Here is a 21,486-nt window from a genome sequence, read left to right on the forward strand (position 1 = left end):
GGATTGAAGCATCAGAGAGCAAGTGAAGACAATGGCCTTGCTCTTTCGTTGATAAGAGGGAATCTGTAAACTAGTGAGGAAGTCAAAAGATTACTAATTTCGGTTATTGGAAAGTGAACAGGGCTCCGTTGTCAGCTTTGCTTTCTTAATTTCTTAATTCATGCAAACTTTTTCAAGACTCATTCGTATGTATTGATAGGAGGTGCAGCATTTTGAGTCTATTGACTGTTGATATTGTTCAAGCTGGATACGAAAAAGAGCAAGCAATTATTAAAGATATTAAATTTTCACTGGAAAAAGGTGAGCTAATCGGGCTCATCGGTCCGAATGGAGCTGGAAAAAGCACTACGATAAAGTCGATTCTTGGCCTTATGGAATACTTGCAAGGGGAAGCGACCTTTCAACTACCAGAAAAATATTCCTATATTCCCGAGCGACCGATTTTTTATGATGAAATGACTTTGTGGGAGCATCTGGATTTTGTTGCAGCAGTTGAAGAACTAGCTGAGCAAGAATATCAAATGAAAGTGAACGAGCTCCTTCGTTTGTATAAATTACATGAGGCCGCCCATCAATTGCCGGCAACTTTTTCAAAAGGAATGCAGCAAAAAGCGATGCTTATTCTCGCTCAAGTTACGAAGCCTGCTGTTTACATAATCGATGAACCATTTATTGGTTTAGATCCAAGTGCAGTGAAGCTCCTCCTCGCCTCTCTTGAGGAAGAAAGACAACGTGGGGCTGGGATTATAATGTCTACACATGTATTGGACACGGCGGAAAAGGTTTGTGATCGCTTTCTCCTCATTAATAACGGGAGACTCGAAGCATCAGGGACATTAGTGGAAATACAGGAGCAGTGCGGACTTGTAGGTGGCTCACTATTTGACTGCTTTCATAAAATTGCAGAGGAAACAGAATGATGAACAGCTTCAAAATTTTCCGTCACCGCTTATTTCAAAATTGGTATTATCAGATTAAAATCTTTCGTCAAATAGCTGATTGGACAATTTGGCTCTATCTCATCATTCCTGCTATTGTCGCGTTCATCGTTATTTATCGCTCTTGGTGGATAGAAGGAGCCCCTACGTGGATTCAATGGATGCCAATAGAGTTATTTTTTGTAGCAGGTTATTTATTTACTTGGCTAGGTACATACCGAACTTATGTTGATGGTGCAGATAAGGTTTTTTTAGTAAAGAAAAGGGAATTGTTTTACGGATTAAAAAAATGGGGATTTCGTTATTCAGTGCTGTTTCAGGCACTTTCTACTTTACTTACAATTGCTCTTTTGCTTCCTTTTATCATTCAACATTATCAGTTAACATCGATTCATGTCGGTTCATATTTTTTGTTTTTATTATCGATCAAGTACATGATCATGTATATTAAGTTTCATATTAAAAAGATTGAAGGAAAATGGGTTAGAATCTTTTTAACAATTGGATTTTTTATCGTTGTAAGTTGGGGAGCTCAGGCACTTTCTCGCCTTTGGGAAAATCATTCATTAATGATGATGTTGTTCGCTGTTGTGATTGGGAGTGCGGCCCTTCTTCTTTACTTTCCGTTATTAAAGAAGAATTCCGCGTTGGAAGCCGAATTATTAATTGAAAATGAAGAGAAGCAGAAGCTTGTTAATATGATCTTTCAAATGTCCTATGATATTGAAAAAACGAAGGTGATCACAAGAAAACGACCATGGTTGTTTCGAAATTCACGACGTATTTTTAAGAACAGAACGGCAGTTAATGGGTTTGTTGAATTGTTTGTCAAAGTGTTTATCCGCAATAGCTCCCATATTATGACTTATTTTCAAATTTGTTCAGTTACGATAGCGGCTGTTCTAATTATTCCACCATTATGGATTAAGTGTATCATCTTAGGTGGATTTTTATTGATGATGTGGAGTTGGTTGGCTGGTCTTTGGGAGAGAATTATTTTATCTCATCCCTTTACAAAAAAATATCAAGAGCATGATGCGTATTTTGCTGCTAGAAAGCGAACAATTACGGTATTGTATGTAGTAGCGATCATAATCGTTGCGATTCCCATTACTATAGGCTTGCTCGCATTTAACTTTTTAGGAACTTGAGGAGGGATTAAATTGGATTGGATGAAAGAAGTGCAAGCACGAAAACAGTCACTTATTGAGGATACACAAAATTTATTGAAAATCAAAAGTTTATTAGATGAGGACAGTGCAACGGAAGATGCACCGCTTGGTCAAGGGGTTAAGGAAGCATTGCAGTTCATGCTTGAGCTTGGGGAGAAAGATGGGTTCATTGCTAAAAATGTGGATAATTTAGCAGGACATCTTGAGTTTGGACAGGGGGATGAGCTAATCGGAATCCTTTGCCATGTCGATGTTGTTCCAGAAGGAGACGGATGGACGAGTGATCCATTTGGTGCTGACATTCGAGATGGAAAGATTTTCGCCCGTGGAGCAATTGACGATAAAGGCCCAACAATGGCTGCTTACTATGCCATGAAAATTGTGAAAGAATTAAAATTGCCGCTAACCAAAAGGATACGTATGATTATTGGAACTGATGAAGAAAGCAATTGGCGCTGTGTTGATCATTATTTTAAGCATGAGGAAATGCCGACATGTGGATTTGCTCCAGATGCTGATTTTCCAATCATTTATGCTGAGAAAGGAATTGCTGACTATGATCTCGTACAAAAGCCACTCTCAACAAATGAGAAAGTAGGAAATGAATTGCTTTCTTTTGAATCAGGGAGACGATACAATATGGTTCCTGATTATGCCAAAGCGGTTATTACTATTTCTGGAAATCCTGCACCAATAATCAGTTCCTTTGAAGATTTTTTAAAGGACAACGATGTGACAGGTAAGCATACGAATACAAAGGAAGGTTTGCTGTTTGAATTGGAAGGAATTTCTGCTCACGGGATGGAACCAGATAAAGGGAAAAACGCAGGTCTTATGTTAGCAAAATTTCTTTCAAGTCTCGAGCTCGATAAGCAAGCTGCTGCTTTTGTTCATTTTGTTTCTGCTTATTTTTATCAAGATTCTCGTGGACGTGCATTGGGAATTGCCTATTCTGATGACATTACGGGAGATTTAACGATCAATGTCGGCAAATTAAGTTATGATCTAGAAAATGGCGGCAGATTGGGTCTTAATATGCGCTATCCAGTTACAACAAACTTGGAAGAAACCATCGTTAAGTTGGAAGCGAAGTTGACTGTTGAAGGATTCAAGATCGATAATTTTTCCGATTCGAAGCCGCATCATGTGGACGAGCAGGACTTCTTAGTACATACATTAAAAAAGGTTTATGAGGAACAGACAGGAGAGAAAGCAGAGCTTCTTGCGATCGGTGGTGGTACCTATGCCCGGTCGTTGAAATCGGGTGTTGCATTTGGTCCGCTTTTTCCGGGAAGACCGGATATTGCGCACCAAAAGGACGAGTACATGATTATCGAAGATTTACTTAAGGCAACCGCTATTTATGCGCACGCCATTTATGAGCTTGCCAAATAAAAAGAAGCTGATAGAACCTTAAGATGCACAGGGGCTATCCAATAAGCTTCTAAAATAAAGGAAGTGGGGTAAAACGGTTCACTTACTCCACTTCCTTTTATATTTTTTCATGAATACTTAAAATATGCTGACGGACAGCTGCTACGTTTAGGACAACTCATGACAAAACCTAAACTCGGGCCTACGTCTTGTTGACACTCGAAATGGAAATGGGTCAGTTTCGGAGCAAGCGGCTTCCCATAATTTTGGCTCGGAACCTCCCCAAAGCTCATCTAATGAAGAATATTTTGGGGGAGTTCCGAAGCTCGTTGTTATCTGTATGCTCTCTCAAAAATTTGTGGGAAATGGATTTTGAGAAGTCGATTTTTTTATTGTTCAAAACGGAATAAATCGCTTGATAAATATCTTTCTCCTGTGTCACAGGCAATACAGACGATTGCAGTACCAGGCTCTAAAGTTTTTGCTACTTCTAGGGCTGCAAAGCAGGCGGCGCCAGATGATGGTCCAACAAGAATACCTTCCTTGCTTGCAAGGAGACGGGTAATTTTATAAGCATCATCATCGGTAATTTGGTGAATCTTATCATATACCTCTTGATTCAATGTGTTTGGAATGAAGCCAGGGCTTGTTCCAACAAGCTTATGTCTTCCCGGTTTTCCACCCGATAGTACGGGTGAACCCGCTGGTTCGACGACATGTACCTGCATATTTTTATAATGCTCTTTGAGAACTTCTCCTGTTCCCGTAATTGTACCACCTGTTCCTGCGGTGGCAACAAATGCTTTGAGCGGTTTTCCAATCTCTTTCATCGCATCAATGATTTCCAAAGCAGTTGAATGTCGATGGGCATCAGGGTTTGCTTCATTGTCAAATTGCATGGGAATGAAGCTGTTTGGAATTTCTGCTGCCAATTCCTCCGCTTTTTTTATCGAGCCTGGCATCTTTTCATCACCAGGAGTAAGCACAACCTCCGCACCATATGCTTTTAAAATATTGATCCGTTCTTTGGTCATTGTATCAGGCATGACGAGAATCGCTTTATAACCTTTTGCGGCAGCATTCATTGCTAAGCCAATGCCTGTATTCCCACTCGTTGGCTCAATAATAGTTGCTCCTTTTTTCAGCAACCCTTTTTTCTCTGCCGCAACTATCATATTATAAGCAGCTCTATCTTTTACACTACGACTGGGGTTATAAAACTCCAATTTTAAATACACATCTACCCCATTTTCAGGAGCAAGGCGATTTAATTTTACCATTGGGGTATCGCCGATTAAATCAGCAATATTTTCTACGAATTTCATCAAATCTTCCTCTCTCAAATCGATCATGATTCCATCACTGTCTATTATGAACGAATTTCTCCCTTATCATATCGAAAACATACTATTCCGGGCAACTGGGTTGATTATCATTTTTTAGGTGGTTATGATGAAAAGAATAGAAAATACATTTAATGTTTCAAAGAAAGGACGATATAATGGAAAGAACCCCACATTTTTTTTACGCTTTAAAGCTTCCGCAAGATGCGAAGGCATTTTTGATGCGAACTTCTGATCGGTTACGGAATGAACTGCCTTTTAATCGCTGGGTGCACGAAGAGGACTATCACATTACTTTAGCCTTTTTAGGAAGCGCCACTAAGGAACAGCTTGAAGCATCGTTAACTAATGTTGCAAGGGAACTTACCATACATTCCCCTTTTTCCTTAACGATTCAAGACTTTGGAGTGTTTGGTAAGGGCGATTCTCCGAGAATTTTCTGGGCGCGGTTAGAAAAAGAAGAAAAGCTGCTGCAACTGCGAAATTCAGTATATCAATCATGTATACAGGCGGGATTCAAACTTGAAACAAGAGAGTTTCAACCACATATAACTCTCGCGCGAAAATGGCAGGGTGAACAACCTTTTTCGAAAGTATTTTTAACAGGAAACGTCCCTTTTACATTTCAAGCAAATGAAATCGTTTTATACGAAACACATGTAGAACAGACTCCTAAATATGAAATAAAGGAATCTTTCTTTTTAAATAAGCTTTGTTAAATAGAATCGTTGGTAAAACGATTTTTGGCTTATTTCGTATGAAACTTTGGTTTCATGGAATCAGAGAAAATGAGCCAAAAATCAACACCGACATATAACAAAAACTTAAAATAGGATAATATTGCTTTAGAAGTAAGGATGGTAAAAATGGGTCAGTTAATAAAGTTACAAGACTATGTTTCAAGATATGAGCAAGATATTTTCTTATACCCCTCCCGGTTTGTCAGCTTGAAAACGCAGCAATGGGATAAATTGAAGAACGCATGGGAGAATGGTGAAATTCCGCTGGAACGCGAGGAAGAGCCGTTAGTTCCGGAATGGTATGAAGAGGAGAAAGAACCTTTTTTTAATCGGATAAAAGGCTTTTTAAAGAGAGAAAAAGAAGTGGAAAAGGAAGTGCTTGAGGAGCAAGAGACTCCGGTCAGCTCATTTTCATTTACGCCAACACTGGCGATACAACCAGGTACATTGGAGGATTTAAAAAGAAGCTTTTTGGAACAGCTTTTTACCTTCCAATTAAAATGGGCCAGCACAACGTTAGCGGAGCAATCGTTTGTAAGCAAGAGCTATTATCATAATGAGCGCTTGAAGTATTTTTTACAAAGGTTTCCGGATACAGTCCTTGTCTTGTTTCATCCTATTTTTCTTTTAAAAACCGCACCAGTGGAAGTGGAAATTATTCTCATAACCCCAACGGATGTTTGGTGTATCACTTTTTTAGAGGAAGAAGAGCGGGCGGTCTTTGTCGGTTCCAATGATCACTTCTGGATTAAACGTAATCAGGAGCAAGAACAAAAAGTTTTGAATCCTTTACTAGCACTAAACCGAACTGAAAAAGTAACGAAAAACATTTTAAGTCGATATGGAATTGAGTTGCCGATTCATAAGGTGGTTTTAACCCGCAATGGCTATATCGATTATCCATCTGCCCCGTATGATACGAAGTTTATTGAGAGAAGAAATTATGAAAAATGGTTTCAGACGATGAGAAAGCAGCGTTCACCATTAAAGCATATTCAATTAAAAGCAGCCCAGGCATTGCTAAATTATTGTCAAACCACTAGTGTTCGCAGGCCGGAGTGGGAAATAGAATCAGAACAAGAATAATCAGGAAAATGTAGGTTGAGTAAATGAACAGCATCCATTTTATCATTAATCCTCAAGCAAAGAATGGTTACTCCATGAAAGTGTGGAAAAAGGTTCAGAAACAGCTTACTTTAGAGCAAATTCCTTTTCATGCAGCGTTTACAGAATATCGAGGGCATGCTGCAGAAATTGTCGGAGCGTTGCTTAATGGTACAGATGCTGAAGATTTGGTTATGATTGTTACAATTGGTGGTGACGGCACCTTACATGAGGTTATTAATGGTGCCGCTAATGCTCGTAATGCCATGATTGGCATGATCCCAGCAGGTTCGGGCAATGATTTTAGAAGAGGATACGGTATTCCTAAAAATCCGCTTGCGGCATTGCAGTTTATTTCAGAACGGGCCAAAACCCGACCTTTCCTTGCTGATATCGGTGAAATCAAAAATGAACAGGGCGATGTCACGTACTTTATCAATAATATGGGTGTCGGATTTGATGCTTTAATAACGAAGGTGGCCAACTCTTCACGTCTTAAAAGATTTTTAAATCAATTTCATTTAGGCAATTTAGTGTATGCATACTTTGTTATGAAAAAAATATTTTCTTTTCAATGCAGTGATGTGAATATTGTGATTGATGGAAAAAAGCTCCATTATAAGAAAGCTTGGTTTGTGACCGTTTCAAATCAGCCTTATTATGGAGGGGGGATGAAAATCTCTCCGCAGGCTGATGTTGGCGATGGTCTGTTGAATGTAACGATTGTACAAAACCTCTCTAGGCTGAAGTTTTTCCTTGTTTTTATTACCGTGTTTTGGGGAGGACATACAAAGTTTAAAGAAGTAAAAGAATTGGTTGGTAAACAACTTACAGTTCAATCGAGATCCCCGTTTTATGCCCATGCAGATGGAGAATACATTGGGGAAAGCCCCATGCAGATTACTGTTCATCATCAAGCAATGCCATTGCTAACAAAAAAAGTAGATTGAGAGAGTTATAGATTGCTTTGGTAATGAAGAGTAACAAAAATAGGAATGGTTGAATTTTCACAGGGGACTTGACGGAAATTGGTATTTGGAGATAAAATTTAAAGGATTAATGATTTATGCTAAATTGAAATGAATGGTGTAAAGTTAAAAACAATTGTTTTTCAATTAGCTTTCATTTATGATGAAGCTTGCACAAGATAGCTATTGTAGATTCGTATCAGTAGCTGTCTTTTTTATTCGTACTGAACTTGTAATACGTTTTATTACTTAATTAATTTCATAATGATCGGCATTATGAAGTCAATTTACTGAAGGTGAACAATTTTGGAACACTTATTTGGACAAGAATGGGAAATTGTCCCTGCTGGAGGGGCAACGGGTGAAGCGTTTTTTGCACAACATGAAGAACAGCGGCTTTTCTTAAAGCGAAACTCCTCACCGTTTCTGGCCGTCTTATCAGCAGAAGGAATTGTTCCAAAGCTTATTTGGACAAAGAGATTGGAGAGCGGGGATGTTATAACTGCTCAGCAATGGTTAGAGGGTAGAGAATTGAAGCCGCCCGAAATGATCGGGGAGAGAGTTGCAAAGTTACTGCAAAAAATACATGGTTCTGATCCTCTTCTTGGCATGCTGCGACGAATGGGGAAAAACCCGTTGCAGCCAAGTTATCTTCTGGAATCAGTAGAAAAAGCTTTGGATCAAGAGCTTCTTTGGCATCCTGTCGTTCATTCATCATTGCAATTTTTGCAGAAGGAGCTTCCTAATATTCCATCTAATCTTCAGGTTGTTTGTCATGGCGATGTCAACCACAACAACTGGTTGTTGACAAAAGACAATCAATTATATTTAATCGATTGGGATGGAGCGATGATTGGTGATCCTGCTCTTGATTTAAGCATGCTTCTTTATTGGTATATTCCGGAGAAGCAATGGCAGGATTGGGTTCGTCTTTATGGAATTACACTCAATGATCACTTGCGCTTACGGTTGAAATGGTATTTTATTGCTCAAACCTTGTCGACTGTTCAGTGGTCAAAAAACAAGGAAAGAACGGAAGAAGTTGAAAAATGGCTTGCGGTTATTCATGATATATTAGGCAATGTTGTCTAATAAGTTCATTTTTCAGTAAATATCGCGACATTAAAAACCCAAGAATGTTGATTTTCGAGCATTCTTGGGTTTAACTGTTTTTCTGGCTGAACATGATACGGACTTTTCACTATATGAGTTGGTCCAACCTACTCTGCCGCTTTAAGAAATGCACGGTCGGTGAATGAGACAGAATCAATTAATAATTTTTTGGCTTTAAGCTTTGTTATATATCCGTGTTGATTTTTGCTCATTTTCACCTTTCATTTCATGGAATCAGAGGACCTTTCAACATAGCTGAAAAGGATGTGAAACCTTGATTTCATACGAAATTAGCGCATACAATATTGGTTCATAATGCCTTTTTTAGAAAGAAACTGCTTACGAAAAAGTTTCGACTTCGTTTACCCACTGGGATAATTGCTGTTGATGCGATTCGATATGGTTATCTAAATTGCTTGCGTTAATTCCATTTTGGCTGTAGTGGTAAATTTGTTCAAGCACTTCGTTGTCCACATTTGAAGCGGTCATTAATGATTTTACTAGTCGTTCTAATTGTTCGAGCTCTGCGATAGACCCGCAGCAATCAACTTGATGATTGCTTAATATATCTTTCAGTAATTGAAGCTGATCTTGTTGATTTAATGGCACCTTGTCCACCCTTTCGACAAATCCAAATTTATTAAGGAATTCACATCTAGCATGTGAATTCCTTTTCTTGTTTATTCACTGTAGCGGCTTGTTGCATACTATTTTTACTTGCGTGAAGTCCTTCTTAATGATATTGTTTGTACGAATATTTATTTTAGATTTTAGGGGTGTCCAAATGCGTTTACGAAATAAACCATGGGCGAGAGAAATGTTGGATTCACATCCACAGCATGTTATCTCTTCACCAGAACAATATAAAGGAAATTGGAAGGCGGTATTTGAAAAGGAACAACCGCTTCATATTGAAGTTGGAACTGGAAAGGGTCGTTTTATTACGGAAATGGCAAAGGCTCATCCAGATATTAATTATATTGGGATTGAGCTATATGAGAGTGTCATTGTTTCTGCACTTGATCGTTTAATTGCAGCTGATATCCCGAACCTTAAGCTTTTAAATGTTAATGGTGAAAAATTAACCGAGTACTTTGCGAAGGGTGATGTTAGTCGCGTGTATTTAAATTTTTCTGATCCTTGGCCCAAAACTCGTCATGCAAAGAGACGTTTAACGTATAAAAGCTTTTTAAAGCTCTATGAAGAAATTCTTGTCGACAATGGCGAGATTCATTTTAAAACAGATAATCAAGGACTGTTTGAATTTTCGCTGATGAGCTTTTCAGAGTATGGATTATTATTAAAATATGTAAGTCTTGATCTTCATAATAGTGATTTTGAGGGTAATATTATGACCGAGTACGAAGAGAAGTTCTCACAAAAAGGCAGTCGTATATATAGATGTGAGGTTCAATATCGCTAAGTCATGTTGTTTCTTTGGTTATAGACGATTGCAATAGCGTACAAAATTTATCATATATATGGGGGCCGTCCCTTTGAAGCTGTTCCCATTGGAAGGAACAGCTTTTTCTTCTATTTGGCTTTGTGATATGACCGTGTTGATTTTAGGTTCATTTTCTTTCTGAAACCAAGGTTTCAAACGAAATGGACCTGAATTCGCCATTCCGGATATTTGATAATACTCTCTTTCACGGTTGTGGGTAAATTGTTGCCACCCGCCGCGAAAAAGTCTGTACCTTGATGGGTATGATTGCTAGCAGATGACTCTCTTAGGAACAATTCGAAGGGGCTGGAATAGCTTGTCTAAGGTTGAAGTTTTCTAAATATTAAACAAATGGTAAGATATTTTGTAAGGGAGGGAATTAAATGGAAACGTTACAAATTGGAGAATATACATTGACATGGCTTCGTGGAGGAGTTACGCATCTTGACGGTGGTGCAATGTTTGGCGTAGTTCCGAAACCGTTATGGGCTAAGAAGTATCCCCATAATGAAAATAACCAAATTCCATTGAGAACAGATCCGATTTTAATTCAAGGAAATGGTGAAACCTTTTTAATTGAATCAGGAATTGGTGTAGGAAAGTTAACAGATAAACAAAAAAGGAATTTTGGCGTTACGGAAGAATCATCAATAGAGTGGTCATTAAAGAAACTGGGGATGACAACAGCAGATATTGATTATGTGCTCATGACCCATATGCATTATGATCATGCCAATGGATTAACGAAACGGAATGATGAAGAATTTGTTTCTGTTTTTCCAAACAGTAAGATTATTACATCTAAAGTCGAATGGGATGAAATGAGGGCACCGAATATCCGTTCAAGGAATACATATTGGAAAGAAAACTGGCAACCAATTCAAGAACAAGTACAAACATTTGAGAACGAGTGGAAGTACGGTCCAATCAGAATGGTTCATACGGGCGGACATAGTGACGGCCATTCGATTATCATCCTTCAAGATGGGGGAGAGACGGCACTGCATATGGCTGATATTATGCCAACCCATGCTCATCAAAATGTTCTATGGGTCATGGCTTATGATGATTATCCAATGATTTCCATACATGCAAAAGAAAAATGGCTTGAATTTGGCTTATCACAAAAGGCTTGGTTTACTTTTTATCATGATGCTATTTATCGGGCAGTAAAATGGAATGGAGAAAATGAATTAGTTGCAACAGTCAAAAGAGCAGAGTAAGCGCATTTTAAAAAGGTTGTTATGTCCCCGCTGGCGAGAAGCTTGCATCTATTTGTGGGAATAATACTTTTGTTCATCGTAATAAAAAAAGATCAGAGACAAGTGAAGAAATGGCGCATTATTTCACTTGTCTTTTTGTATCGGAATAGTTAAGTCTAAACGAGTTGTACCGTCTCAATAATACTCCCAGTTGCAGCGTCAGCAATGAATTCATATTGCTCCATGCTCTCCTCTGTAAATCGGGAGATTCCACCTTTGTAGACGGTATAACTTAAATTTTGTTTTTCATAAGGCTCTGTTTTCATTTGAATCCATGAGCCGCTAATCGGCCCAGATTGTTTAAATAGTTCCTTGGCATTGGCTAATGCCTTTTCAGGAGATACATAGGCATTTGCATCTAAAATTTGCTTTGCAGCGAATCCACTTACAACTCCCACGCTAAGTCCTAAGAAGAAAGATTTCCAATTCAATGATAGGCCTCCTCTCAAAAAAGTGCTCTTTAACCATCATATCATCAACACAGATAAATTAAAAAGCATTCCCTTTAGAGATTTTCATCCCTTTTTTTATTAAACGAAGTACGGGAGGTGGTAAGTCGAAAGAAACTTCTGTAAAATAAAAGGTATACACTCAATTTCACGATGGCGAAAAAGTGATATCAAGGTGATTGTTATTGCGTGAATTTACATAACATGGAGAAGAGGTCGAAACGATGAACGAAAACACGAAGGCTTTATTTAAAACATTAACCGAATTGCCAGGTGCTCCTGGTAATGAGCATATGGTACGCAAATTTATGAAAGAACAGTTGTCTAAATACAGTGATGCAATAGTTCAAGACAAGCTAGGTGGAGTATTCGGGGTAAGAAAAGGGAACGGTCCTACTGTTATGGTAGCAGGACATATGGATGAAGTTGGTTTTATGGTAACGGCTATTACTGACAATGGAATGCTTCGTTTTCAAACATTAGGAGGTTGGTGGAGCCAAGTTTTATTAGCACAGCGTGTGCAGATTATCACGGATCACGGACCTGTTATCGGTGTTATCGGTTCTATTCCTCCCCATCTGTTAGATGAAGCGAAGCGAAATAAGCCGATGGAAATGAATAATATGCTGATTGATATTGGTGCAGATGATAAAGAAGATGCAATCAAAATCGGCATTAAGCCGGGACAACAAATTGTGCCAATTTGTCCTTTTACTCCAATGGCAAATGAGAAAAAGATTATGGCAAAATCTTGGGATAATCGCTATGGCTGTGGATTGTCCATTGAGTTACTTGAAGCGCTTAAGGACGAAGAACTGCCCAACACGCTTTATTCTGGGGCAACTGTTCAAGAAGAGGTCGGCCTCAGAGGGGCGCAAACAGCCGCAACGATGATTAAACCGGATATCTTCTTTGCATTAGATGCAAGTCCGGCAAATGATATGACAGGTGATAAAAAGGAATTTGGCCAATTAGGGAAGGGAACGTTATTAAGAATTTTGGATCGTTCCATGGTTACCCACCGCGGGATGAGAGAATTTATTCTTGATACTGCTGAGCAAAACAAGATTCCTTATCAATATTTCGTGTCTCCAGGAGGAACGGATGCAGGTCGTGTTCATTTGACAAATGAAGGGGTTCCAAGTGCAGTAGTGGGAATTTGTTCACGTTATATTCATACCCACGCCTCCATTATTCATGTGGATGACTATGCAGCGGCAAAGGAATTATTGATTAAGTTAGTGATATCATGCGATCAAACGACAGTAGCTACCATAAAAGAAAATAGTTAACCTTCACAGGTGAAGACGATTTTTTGAAAGAAGGACGAACAGCTATGAAAGTAGTAATCGGTACAAAAAATCCAGCAAAAATAAAGGCGGTGCAATCTGCTTTTGCAGGGTACGAGGTACAGTTTGAAATGCTGGACACAGATTCAGGCGTTAAGGCTCAGCCTTTTTCAGATGAAGAAACGATTAGAGGTGCAATAAATCGTGCTTCAGCAGCCTTGAAAGAGGGGAAAGGGGATATTGGCATTGGTCTCGAAGGAGGCGTACAAGAGCATGGAGATCAACTTTTTCTGTGCAATTGGGGGGCGTTAGCTGTTCATGGACAGTCCCCTTTTATTGCTGGTGGGGCAAGAATCCCGCTTCCTAAAGAGGTTGCTGCGCGCTTAAGAAATGGTGAGGAACTGGGGCCTGTTATGGACGAGTACACAAAAAAAGAGAATATTCGCAAGCAAGAAGGAGCAATAGGTATTTTTTCGAGTGGTAGAGTCAATCGCTCAGAAATGTTTTCCCATGTTATGATGCTTCTGCTAGGTCAATACGAGTTTAGCAAAAAGAAAAAGGGTTGAGTTCGTGTCGCTAAGCATTTAATATGGCTATTCTTGTGCTGTGCTTTAATCAAGGAGGAAAAAAGGTATGAAAAATCACGATAAAGCATTGTTGCTTTTTGTGATGGCGCTCATTTTTCTTGCAGGCTGCTCCGCTTCTTTTGAAGAAGAGCAGACAAAAGCGAGTGAAGCAGTTGAGGAAGCATTTAAAGGGGCAGCGAACAAAAGAAATCAAGAAAATAAAGAAATTCAATATCATTTGCCATTTGGCTTCGAGGTGAAAGAGGAATCGGCCAATAATATCATTTTAAAAAACGGGGAAAAGACCTATATTTTATTTTATAATCTTCAAGAAGATGCGAGCAGTGAGGTAGTTTTAAACGCTACATTGCAACAAAAGGAATTTGATTTGGACGAGCGTTTTACAGAAGAAGGAAAATTGGGTTATTTGCTTGTAAAAAGATTGAATGAAAAAGAAAATGAAGTGACCGTCGGAATTGGCGGAGTAAAGATTACAAGTGAAGTTAAGACAAAGAATCTAGCTGCTGAAGCAGAAGCGATGATGCACATCGCTAACTCTGTTCACTTTAAAAGTTAGAAAAAGCCATGCCATCGTCAGCACCCAAGCTGAAAATGGCACGGCTTTTTTTGTGTAAGAAATAAGGATTTCGTAGTTCGTGTTTACATTTACTGTTGGGAGAACAGGAATCGGCAATTTGTAAGATTCATAATAGCTCTCTCGTATGGAATAATAAAAAAGTAGTTCCCTTTTATTTCAGTAAAGGCTAAAATAGGTATCATATACAAGTGTCTTGACAGGTGTGTATGATAGGAGAGGGGACAGGAAGAATGAGAGAACATTTATATAAAAAAGGAATCAGTCTATCACCGAAAGTTTATTTTATTGATGCTTTGAGCTACATGGCTCTTGGGCTTTTCTCATCGCTGATCATTGGTTTAATAATCCATACTGTTGGAGAGCAGCTCCATATAACTTTTTTGACCGATATGGGAGCATTAGCTATGGGTCTTATGGGACCGGCTATTGGAGTAGCTGTCGCATATGGTTTAGGCGCTCCTCCACTCGTCATTTTTGCAGCAATTGTGAGCGGAGCAGCAGGGGCTTCTTTAGGAGGAGGACCAGCAGGAAGCTTTGTAGCAGCTGTCATTTCAACAGAAGTTGGTAAATTAGTGAGTAAGGAAACAAAAATTGATATTATCGTCACTCCACTAGTGACAATAGTAGCGGGCTATATTACCGCTTATTTTGTTGGGCCAGTAGTCGATTCGTTTATGAAGGGTTTAGGAAATTTAATTATGTGGGGAACGGAGCAAAGACCTGTTATGATGGGGGTCATTGTTGCTGTTTTGATGGGGCTAGCTCTGACAGCACCGATCTCTAGTGCTGCAATTGCTTTAATGCTTGATTTAAATGGACTGGCAGCAGGAGCAGCGACGATTGGTTGTGCAGCGCAAATGATTGGTTTTGCAGTAAGTGGCTATCGTGAGAACAAATGGAGTGGTCTGGTCGCAGTTGGAATAGGCACCTCAATGCTGTTGGTTCCCAATATTATAAGAAATCCAAGGATTTTAATTCCTCCAACGATCGCAGGAGCGATTTTAGCCCCCATTGGGACGACTGTTCTGATATTACATAATAATGCAGCAGGAGCGGGAATGGGGACTAGTGGCTTCGTCGGTCAAATTATGACCTTTACAACGATGGGCTTCGGTGCTGATGTGATTATGAAAGTCCTCTTGCTGCATATAATTGGACCTGCAATCATTAGCTTGTTAATATCAGAGTATATGAGAAAAAAAGGTTGGATAAAAGCAGGTGACCTGTTTATCCAAACAGAAGGAGCAAAAAGATGAAAAAGCTAGAAAGTTTAGAGCAATTTGAACAATTCCGTAATGAAGGAAAACATATTTTCATGTTTTCAGCTGATTGGTGTCCTGATTGTCGATTCATTGACCCATTTTTGCCAGAAATTGAGGAAAAGTACAAGGATTACACGTTTATTTATGTGGATCGCGATCAGTTTATTGATTTATGCGCACAAGTGGATGTTTTCGGCATCCCAAGTTTTATCGCCTATGGGGACGGAAAAGAACTTGGCCGTTTTGTCAGTAAAGATCGAAAAACAAAAGAAGAAATTGAACAGTTTATCGAAGAGCTTGCGTAAATTGAACGTGAGCATTGGATAACTTGAAACCTCCATCTTTGAGATGGAGGCCTTTTTATTGTAAAATAAATGAGATTGGGATTTAAAAGACTCCTAAATCTGGGGAGGAATAGAAGTTGAAAATGGACAGTATTAAAATGAAAAGAGAACTAGAAAAAAGACTGCAAAGTCCTGAACGGACGTTTACTTATGATAAAAAGAATGACCAATTAAGAATCGAAAATAAAAAAACAGGAAAAGGGATTACAATTTCCCTTCCTGGAATCGTCGGAAAGTGGGAAGAACAGAAAGAGAAAGCAATTGATGCTGTCGTTTATTATGTTGAAGAAGGACTTTCTGCGATGGTTGAACCGCTTTCACTTGAAGGCCATGAAAAACGAATTTTCCCTGTGATTCGCTCAACATCGTTTCCTACCGTTTCTGCAGACGACGTGGAACTGTTGTATGATGAACATACTGCAGAAACGAGAATCTATTATGCCCTTGATTTAGATAAGACGTACCGTTTAATTGATCAGAAGCTAATTGACAAAGAAGGCTGGGAGAAAAATCGCCTAAAAGAGATTGCGTTATTTAATGTGCGGTCATTACCAACTGATTTGAAACGAGATGTAGTAGCTGGAAATATTTATTATTTTTTAAATAAAAATGATGGATATGATGCCAGCCGCATTTTAAATGAATCATTTTTGAAAGAAATGGAGCAGCAAGTGTCAGGGACGATGGCGGTAGCAGTGCCCCATCAAGACGTGCTCATTATTGCCGATATTCAAAATGATACAGGCTATGATATTTTAGCGCAGATGACGATGAGCTTTTTTGCAAGTGGCAGGGTTCCGATTACAGCTCTTTCCTTTTTATATGAAAATGGGGAATTAGAACCGATTTTTATTTTAGGGAAAAATAAGGAGAAAGAATAATGGTTAAAAAGGGTTCGACTGAGGAGACAGCGACCCTTTTTTCTTTATTTAGTGTGCGCGTGAGGGCTCTGAAAAATTTAAAGGAAATTTTAAACATTAAGCAGGTAATTCGAACCTTTCCTTCATATTTGTCTCGAATTTTTTATTTTTATTGCTAAAATAAAAATAGGAGTTATACTAAGATGTTGATATTTCGATTCTGATACTTAAGAAAATCAACAAATCTTCCAAACTATTTTTTTGATATTAGGATTAGAAAGAGTGATTTATTTTGAGTTGGTTTAAAAAACTATTTCATTTTTTTAAAAGTGAGGAAGATGAATACATAGATGAACACGTCCCCACTAAAAATGAGGGAAATCGAGAAGTGGATGCTAAAGTAATTTATCAATATCCTAAGGGCCAATTTCGCTTTCCTTTAATTCCAGATGAGGAACGGAAAGAAATAAGAAAAAGCGATGGAAAGAGAAATGCTCCCCGCAAACCAGCGGGTACACGAAGGGAAACACGGCGAAATTCAGCGGTTGGAAATGTTGAAACTACTCGGGTGAACCATGATCGAGTGCAAAAGAAAAGCTCACCTTCAAATCGGCCGTTTCGTCCAACCGAAATCCCTTCACCCATTTATGGTTTCGAAAAGCATCCGAAAAGGACCGCTCCAGTTGAATTTGAATTAGAAGGCTTTTCAGCACCTCAACGGATAGAAGCGGGAGCGATTGCAGCAAAACAAGAGGACGCGAAAAAAGAATCAAGAGAGTCAATAGAAAAACCGATTGAAAATAATGAAGAAGTGAATGATCAACAAAAACGGGAAGCCAGTTTAAAGCGGGAAGAGACTGTCGACATAAATACCGAAATATTTAAAGATGAGGAAATAAGCATACAAGAAAAAGTCCAGCAGTTTGCGGACAATGAGTTAGCTGAACAATCGGAGCTTTCTCCAAGCAGCGCTGATGAAGAGAGTGAGGAGCTTTCTTTTACAGAGGAAGTTGAAACGGACGACGAGTTCGCCGAAGAAGAAATAGAAAAAGCAATCGAAGTAGAAATCGAAGAGGAAACGGAAAAAGAAACCGAAGAAGATTCTTGCAAGGAAGCAAAAGCACCTGAACCCAAGAGAAGATCTCATCTTCCTTTCAATGTCATTATGTTAAAAGAGGATAAGCGAAAGCTTGCGGAACGGGCTGCGATAGCAGAGGAAGCAGCAAGCTCAATTCGTGAGGTTAGCGCAAGCGTTGAGCAAGAAATACATGAGAAAGAGGATATGAATGAAGAGTATTATGTCTTCCCTTCATTTGAGCTGTTAAAGCCTCCTGTTTTTAAAAACATTGATCGGGAATGGCTGGAACTTCAGGAACAACAGTTAAATGAAACGCTTTTTCATTTTAATGTAAGAGCAAGTGTGGTCAACGTCACTCAAGGTCCATCAGTGACGAGGTTTGAGGTTCACCCCGAGCCGGGGGTGAAAGTAAATAAAATCACCAATCTTGCTGATGATATTAAGCTTAGTTTGGCAGCGAAAGATATTCGGATGGAAGCGCCGATCCCTGGAACGCATATGATCGGAGTGGAGGTGCCAAATGAAACGAGCCGCCCTGTGTTCATTAGTGAGATTATTGGAAGTGATGAATTTGCAGCTTCCACATCACCTTTAACAGCAGTGTTAGGTCTTGATATATCAGGGAAACCAATTGTTACAGATTTAAGGAAAATGCCTCATGGATTAATTGCTGGGGCAACGGGTTCAGGGAAAAGTGTTTGTATCAACTCGATTCTCGTTAGTTTATTATATAAAGCGAATCCTAATGAAGTGAAACTATTGCTAATTGATCCAAAAATGGTTGAGCTTGCGCCATATAATCAAATTCCGCATCTTGTAAGTCCTGTTATCACGGATGTGAAGGCAGCTACAGCCGCGCTTAAATGGGCTGTTGAGGAGATGGAGAGACGTTATGAGCTATTCGCTCATGCTGGGGTTCGTGATATTACCCGATTTAATGAGATAGCTGAGGAAGAACAAAATTATGCTGTAAAGCTTCCTTATATCGTCATTATTATAGATGAACTAGCAGATTTAATGATGATGTCCCCAGCAGAAGTTGAGGAAGCGATTTGCCGTATTGCACAAAAGGCCCGGGCGTGTGGGATCCATTTAATCATTGCGACACAGCGACCATCGGTTGATGTTATTACAGGGTTAATAAAGGCAAATGTTCCAACAAGAATCGCTTTTTCTGTTTCTTCGCAAATTGATTCTAGAACAATCATTGATATTAGCGGGGCGGAAAGGTTGCTTGGTCGTGGAGATATGCTATTTTTAGAAAATGGTTCATCTAAACCAGTCCGTCTGCAAGGGACTTATGTTTCCGACGCAGAAATCGACTCGATCGTTGCCCATGTACGAAGAGAGCAAAAGCCGCAATATTTGTTCGAACAAGAGGAATTATTGCGAAAAGCAGTTGTCACCGAGGAAGAGGATGAGCTGTTTTACGAAGCATGTGAATTCATTGTTGAACAAGGTGGAGCATCGACTTCAAGCCTCCAGCGTAAATTTAAGATCGGTTATAACCGCGCAGCAAGGCTGATTGATATGATGGAGGAACAGGGATTGATATCAGAAGCACGTGGAAGTAAACCGAGAGATGTATTAATTACCGAATCTGAGCTTGAATTACTGCAAGAGGAATAGTTGAAAAACAATGGCTCTTTTCTGCAGGTACTTTCTATCTTTGTCTATGTTTGAGAATAGAGCCTTTGTTTTATAATAAAGAAAAAAGCTCCTGTCGGATAGACGACGAAAAGAATTCCCTTTTGTTCCATAGTTTTTATGAACAATTGGTGCTATAATATTCAACATGAGTTTGTTGAATATACATAAATACTAGCATGATTCTATATGGACAGATTGGGATATTTTCAGGTACACCCTAATAAATGAAGCAAAATTTAGTCATACTCATATACTGATTTACAGAATGGTTCTTTTTAACAATTGTGTTGTTACATGATGATGGTTCACTCCGACTAAAAGGGTAGGTGCTTCCGTCTTCGTTCATGCCATTCCAGCAGAAAGGTCGCTGGTTTATGGACGATATTGTACAGCATGACGGTGAATAAAGAGGAACAATCTCATAGCGATTAAAGCGAACCAAGTTTAGAAAATGATAGGTTCGTTTATCATTTTGAAGTAAATTCCTGAGTATATATTAATGGCAACTTTGTAACTGCTGTTTAAACAATTGAACAGCCTTACAGGTAGAAGATGGTTGGAGGTTCTTATATGACAATTTACCACTTTGTAGGGATAAAGGGATCAGGAATGAGTGCTCTTGCACAAATTCTCCATGATATGAATTTAGAAGTTCAAGGTTCAGATTATGAAAAGCGATTTTTTACACAAAAAGCACTTGAGGATGCCGGGATCAAAATTCTTCCTTTTCAAGAGGATAATATTAAGCCGGGTATGACGATTATTGCCGGAAATGCTTTTCCAGATACGCATGAGGAAATTGTCAGAGCAATGGAATTAGGTTTGCCGGTGATACGTTATCACCGTTTCTTAGGACAATTTATGCAAAGCTTTACGAGCGTTGGTGTTACAGGCGCCCATGGCAAAACATCCACAACTGGATTACTTGCCCATGTGATGAGTGGCGCAAAACCAACATCGTTTTTGATTGGAGATGGAACAGGGAAAGGCAATAAAGAAGCTGAATTCTTCGTATTTGAGGCTTGTGAATATCGCCGCCATTTCTTATCTTATTTTCCTGACTACTGCATCATGACAAATATTGATTTTGATCATCCTGACTATTTCGCCAATATCGAGGATGTTTTTTCTGCGTTTCAAGAAATGGCGGTTCAAGTCAAAAAAGGAATCATTGCTTGCGGTGATGATGAACAGTTGCAAAAAATACAAGCAAAGGTACCAGTGCTTTTCTACGGATTTGGAGAAGAAAACGATTTTCAAGCTAGAAATGTGGAAACAACAAAAGAGGGCACTACTTTCGATGTTTTTATTCGCAACACCTTTTATGATACTTTTTCCATCCCCACCTTTGGTGATCACAATATTTTGAATGCACTTGCTGTTATTACCTTATGTCACTATGAAGAAATTGATGCGGATGTTGTGAAGGAGCAATTGCTTACATTCAAAGGTGTGAAGCGTCGCTTTACAGAAAAAACAATTGGTACGCAAATATTAATTGATGATTACGCCCATCATCCAACGGAAATCAGAGCAACCATTAATTCAGCGAGGAAAAAATATCCAGATAAAAAAATAGTAGCTGTCTTCCAGCCACATACATTTACAAGAACACAAACGTTTTTAAATGAATTTGCGGAAAGCTTAAATTTGTCGGACAAAACCTTTTTATGTGAAATCTTCGGTTCGGCGAGGGAAAATCATGGTCAGCTATCCATTGAAGACTTAAGAGGAATTATTCCAGACGCTGAAATTATTAATGAGGATGAAACAGCCGTTTTGAGTGAATATGACGATAGCGTCATTATCTTTATGGGTGCTGGTGATATTCAAAAATTCCAAAGTGCTTATGAAAAAAGTTTAGTTTAGGAAAAAGGAAAGCTGATTTAAGAAATTCTAAATCAGCTTTTTATTGCGTTAATATCGGTGTTT

20 protein-coding genes are annotated in these 21,486 nt (G+C 38.9%); 17 read left to right on the plus strand and 3 right to left on the minus strand.

Going from position 1 to position 21,486, the window contains the following annotated elements; translation table 11 throughout:
- The first annotated feature begins 212 nt into the window (after positions 1-212).
- From NST02_RS07720 to pepV, 3 genes are read left to right on the plus strand one after another with little or no spacing between them, the layout of a single operon-like run.
- The gene (locus tag NST02_RS07720; protein ID WP_095312720.1) at positions 213-920 is read left to right on the plus strand and encodes an ABC transporter ATP-binding protein; all 708 of its coding nucleotides are present in this window, start codon (positions 213-215) and stop codon (positions 918-920) included.
- Entirely contained in the window at positions 917-2,089 is a 1,173-nt protein-coding gene (locus tag NST02_RS07725) for an ABC transporter permease (RefSeq protein ID WP_095312722.1), read from the plus strand. The genes NST02_RS07720 and NST02_RS07725 overlap by 4 nt, the downstream gene beginning before the upstream one ends.
- Positions 2,090-2,110: 21 nt before the next feature.
- Positions 2,111-3,505, plus strand: a complete 1,395-nt coding sequence (gene pepV / locus NST02_RS07730; RefSeq protein ID WP_095312795.1) for a dipeptidase PepV — start codon at positions 2,111-2,113, stop codon at positions 3,503-3,505.
- A 368-nt stretch (positions 3,506-3,873) separates the two neighbouring features.
- Here pepV and cysK read toward each other — a convergent pair whose 3' ends face one another.
- Positions 3,874-4,809 (minus strand): cysteine synthase A, encoded by a 936-nt coding sequence (gene cysK / locus NST02_RS07735; protein ID WP_095312797.1) that lies wholly within the window; start codon positions 4,807-4,809, stop codon positions 3,874-3,876.
- A gap of 176 nt (positions 4,810-4,985) precedes the next feature.
- Here cysK and thpR point away from each other — a divergent pair, with 176 nt between their 5' ends.
- The 4 genes from thpR to NST02_RS07755 all read left to right on the plus strand — a co-directional run bounded on the left by thpR (position 4,986) and on the right by NST02_RS07755 (position 8,731).
- Positions 4,986-5,546 carry an RNA 2',3'-cyclic phosphodiesterase gene (gene thpR, locus NST02_RS07740; protein WP_095312798.1) on the plus strand — a complete coding sequence of 187 codons (561 nt, stop codon included), beginning with the start codon at positions 4,986-4,988 and terminating at the stop codon, positions 5,544-5,546.
- Between the two features lie 147 nt (positions 5,547-5,693).
- Positions 5,694-6,653, plus strand: a complete 960-nt coding sequence (locus tag NST02_RS07745) for a nuclease-related domain-containing protein (RefSeq protein ID WP_095312724.1) — start codon at positions 5,694-5,696, stop codon at positions 6,651-6,653.
- 23 nt (positions 6,654-6,676) lie between these two features.
- Positions 6,677-7,621: a diacylglycerol/lipid kinase family protein gene (locus NST02_RS07750; RefSeq protein ID WP_095312726.1), complete on the plus strand. Its 945-nt coding sequence runs from the start codon at positions 6,677-6,679 to the stop codon at positions 7,619-7,621.
- Between the two features lie 324 nt (positions 7,622-7,945).
- A complete protein-coding gene (locus tag NST02_RS07755; RefSeq protein WP_095312729.1) occupies positions 7,946-8,731 on the plus strand; it encodes a phosphotransferase family protein in 786 nt (261 codons plus the stop codon).
- A gap of 360 nt (positions 8,732-9,091) precedes the next feature.
- Here the strand turns inward: NST02_RS07755 and NST02_RS07760 are convergent, their stop codons facing one another.
- Positions 9,092-9,361, minus strand: coding sequence for a YtzH-like family protein (locus tag NST02_RS07760; RefSeq protein WP_095312731.1), 270 nt, complete (start codon positions 9,359-9,361; stop codon positions 9,092-9,094).
- Positions 9,362-9,536: 175 nt separating this feature from the next.
- Between NST02_RS07760 and trmB the strand changes: the two genes are divergently transcribed.
- Complete coding sequence (gene trmB, locus NST02_RS07765) at positions 9,537-10,175, plus strand: tRNA (guanosine(46)-N7)-methyltransferase TrmB (protein ID WP_095312733.1); 639 nt, start codon at positions 9,537-9,539, stop codon at positions 10,173-10,175.
- 404 nt (positions 10,176-10,579) lie between these two features.
- A complete protein-coding gene (locus tag NST02_RS07770; RefSeq protein ID WP_095312735.1) occupies positions 10,580-11,419 on the plus strand; it encodes a YtnP family quorum-quenching lactonase in 840 nt (279 codons plus the stop codon).
- Between the two features lie 155 nt (positions 11,420-11,574).
- On the opposite strand, the gene NST02_RS07775 is transcribed toward NST02_RS07770, so the two are convergent.
- Complete coding sequence (locus NST02_RS07775) at positions 11,575-11,889, minus strand: PepSY domain-containing protein (protein WP_095312737.1); 315 nt, start codon at positions 11,887-11,889, stop codon at positions 11,575-11,577.
- A gap of 242 nt (positions 11,890-12,131) precedes the next feature.
- On the opposite strand from NST02_RS07775, the gene NST02_RS07780 reads away from it, so the two are divergent.
- The 8 genes from NST02_RS07780 to murC all read left to right on the plus strand — a co-directional run bounded on the left by NST02_RS07780 (position 12,132) and on the right by murC (position 21,423).
- On the plus strand, positions 12,132-13,199 hold the full coding sequence (locus NST02_RS07780; protein ID WP_137744292.1) for a M42 family metallopeptidase: 1,068 nt from the start codon (positions 12,132-12,134) through the stop codon (positions 13,197-13,199).
- A 44-nt stretch (positions 13,200-13,243) separates the two neighbouring features.
- Positions 13,244-13,762 (plus strand): DUF84 family protein, encoded by a 519-nt coding sequence (locus NST02_RS07785; protein ID WP_095312800.1) that lies wholly within the window; start codon positions 13,244-13,246, stop codon positions 13,760-13,762.
- Positions 13,763-13,829: 67 nt separating this feature from the next.
- Entirely contained in the window at positions 13,830-14,339 is a 510-nt protein-coding gene (locus tag NST02_RS07790; protein WP_340948623.1) for a hypothetical protein, read from the plus strand.
- Positions 14,340-14,590: 251 nt separating this feature from the next.
- Positions 14,591-15,616: a PTS transporter subunit IIC gene (locus NST02_RS07795; protein ID WP_137744293.1), complete on the plus strand. Its 1,026-nt coding sequence runs from the start codon at positions 14,591-14,593 to the stop codon at positions 15,614-15,616.
- Complete coding sequence (locus NST02_RS07800) at positions 15,613-15,927, plus strand: thioredoxin family protein (RefSeq protein WP_095312745.1); 315 nt, start codon at positions 15,613-15,615, stop codon at positions 15,925-15,927. Before NST02_RS07795 ends, NST02_RS07800 begins: the two co-directional genes overlap by 4 nt.
- A 122-nt stretch (positions 15,928-16,049) precedes the next feature.
- Positions 16,050-16,847 carry a DUF1444 domain-containing protein gene (locus tag NST02_RS07805; RefSeq protein ID WP_137744316.1) on the plus strand — a complete coding sequence of 266 codons (798 nt, stop codon included), beginning with the start codon at positions 16,050-16,052 and terminating at the stop codon, positions 16,845-16,847.
- A 271-nt stretch (positions 16,848-17,118) separates the two neighbouring features.
- Positions 17,119-19,533 carry a DNA translocase FtsK gene (locus tag NST02_RS07810; RefSeq protein WP_137744294.1) on the plus strand — a complete coding sequence of 805 codons (2,415 nt, stop codon included), beginning with the start codon at positions 17,119-17,121 and terminating at the stop codon, positions 19,531-19,533.
- Between the two features lie 591 nt (positions 19,534-20,124).
- Positions 20,125-21,423, plus strand: a complete 1,299-nt coding sequence (gene murC / locus NST02_RS07815; RefSeq protein WP_137744295.1) for a UDP-N-acetylmuramate--L-alanine ligase — start codon at positions 20,125-20,127, stop codon at positions 21,421-21,423.
- Positions 21,424-21,486 lie beyond the last annotated feature (63 nt).

The sequence above is a fragment of the Robertmurraya sp. FSL W8-0741 genome (genome assembly GCF_038004005.1).
Classification (GTDB): domain Bacteria; phylum Bacillota; class Bacilli; order Bacillales; family Cytobacillaceae; genus Robertmurraya; species Robertmurraya siralis.

Bases quoted from the DNA above. Each gene is read 5' to 3' on its own strand.
- NST02_RS07725 (WP_095312722.1), top strand. From the start codon at position 917: ATGATGAACAGCTTCAAAATTTTCCGTCACCGCTTATTTCAAAATTGG.
- pepV (WP_095312795.1), top strand. From the start codon at position 2,111: ATGAAAGAAGTGCAAGCACGAAAACAGTCACTTATTGAGGATACACAA.
- cysK (WP_095312797.1), bottom strand. From the start codon at position 4,809: ATGAAATTCGTAGAAAATATTGCTGATTTAATCGGCGATACCCCAATG.
- thpR (WP_095312798.1), top strand. From the start codon at position 4,986: ATGGAAAGAACCCCACATTTTTTTTACGCTTTAAAGCTTCCGCAAGAT.
- NST02_RS07745 (WP_095312724.1), top strand. From the start codon at position 5,694: ATGGGTCAGTTAATAAAGTTACAAGACTATGTTTCAAGATATGAGCAA.
- NST02_RS07750 (WP_095312726.1), top strand. From the start codon at position 6,677: ATGAACAGCATCCATTTTATCATTAATCCTCAAGCAAAGAATGGTTAC.
- trmB (WP_095312733.1), top strand. From the start codon at position 9,537: ATGCGTTTACGAAATAAACCATGGGCGAGAGAAATGTTGGATTCACAT.
- NST02_RS07770 (WP_095312735.1), top strand. From the start codon at position 10,580: ATGGAAACGTTACAAATTGGAGAATATACATTGACATGGCTTCGTGGA.
- NST02_RS07780 (WP_137744292.1), top strand. From the start codon at position 12,132: ATGAACGAAAACACGAAGGCTTTATTTAAAACATTAACCGAATTGCCA.
- NST02_RS07785 (WP_095312800.1), top strand. From the start codon at position 13,244: ATGAAAGTAGTAATCGGTACAAAAAATCCAGCAAAAATAAAGGCGGTG.
- NST02_RS07790 (WP_340948623.1), top strand. From the start codon at position 13,830: ATGAAAAATCACGATAAAGCATTGTTGCTTTTTGTGATGGCGCTCATT.
- NST02_RS07795 (WP_137744293.1), top strand. From the start codon at position 14,591: ATGAGAGAACATTTATATAAAAAAGGAATCAGTCTATCACCGAAAGTT.
- NST02_RS07800 (WP_095312745.1), top strand. From the start codon at position 15,613: ATGAAAAAGCTAGAAAGTTTAGAGCAATTTGAACAATTCCGTAATGAA.
- NST02_RS07805 (WP_137744316.1), top strand. From the start codon at position 16,050: ATGGACAGTATTAAAATGAAAAGAGAACTAGAAAAAAGACTGCAAAGT.
- murC (WP_137744295.1), top strand. From the start codon at position 20,125: ATGACAATTTACCACTTTGTAGGGATAAAGGGATCAGGAATGAGTGCT.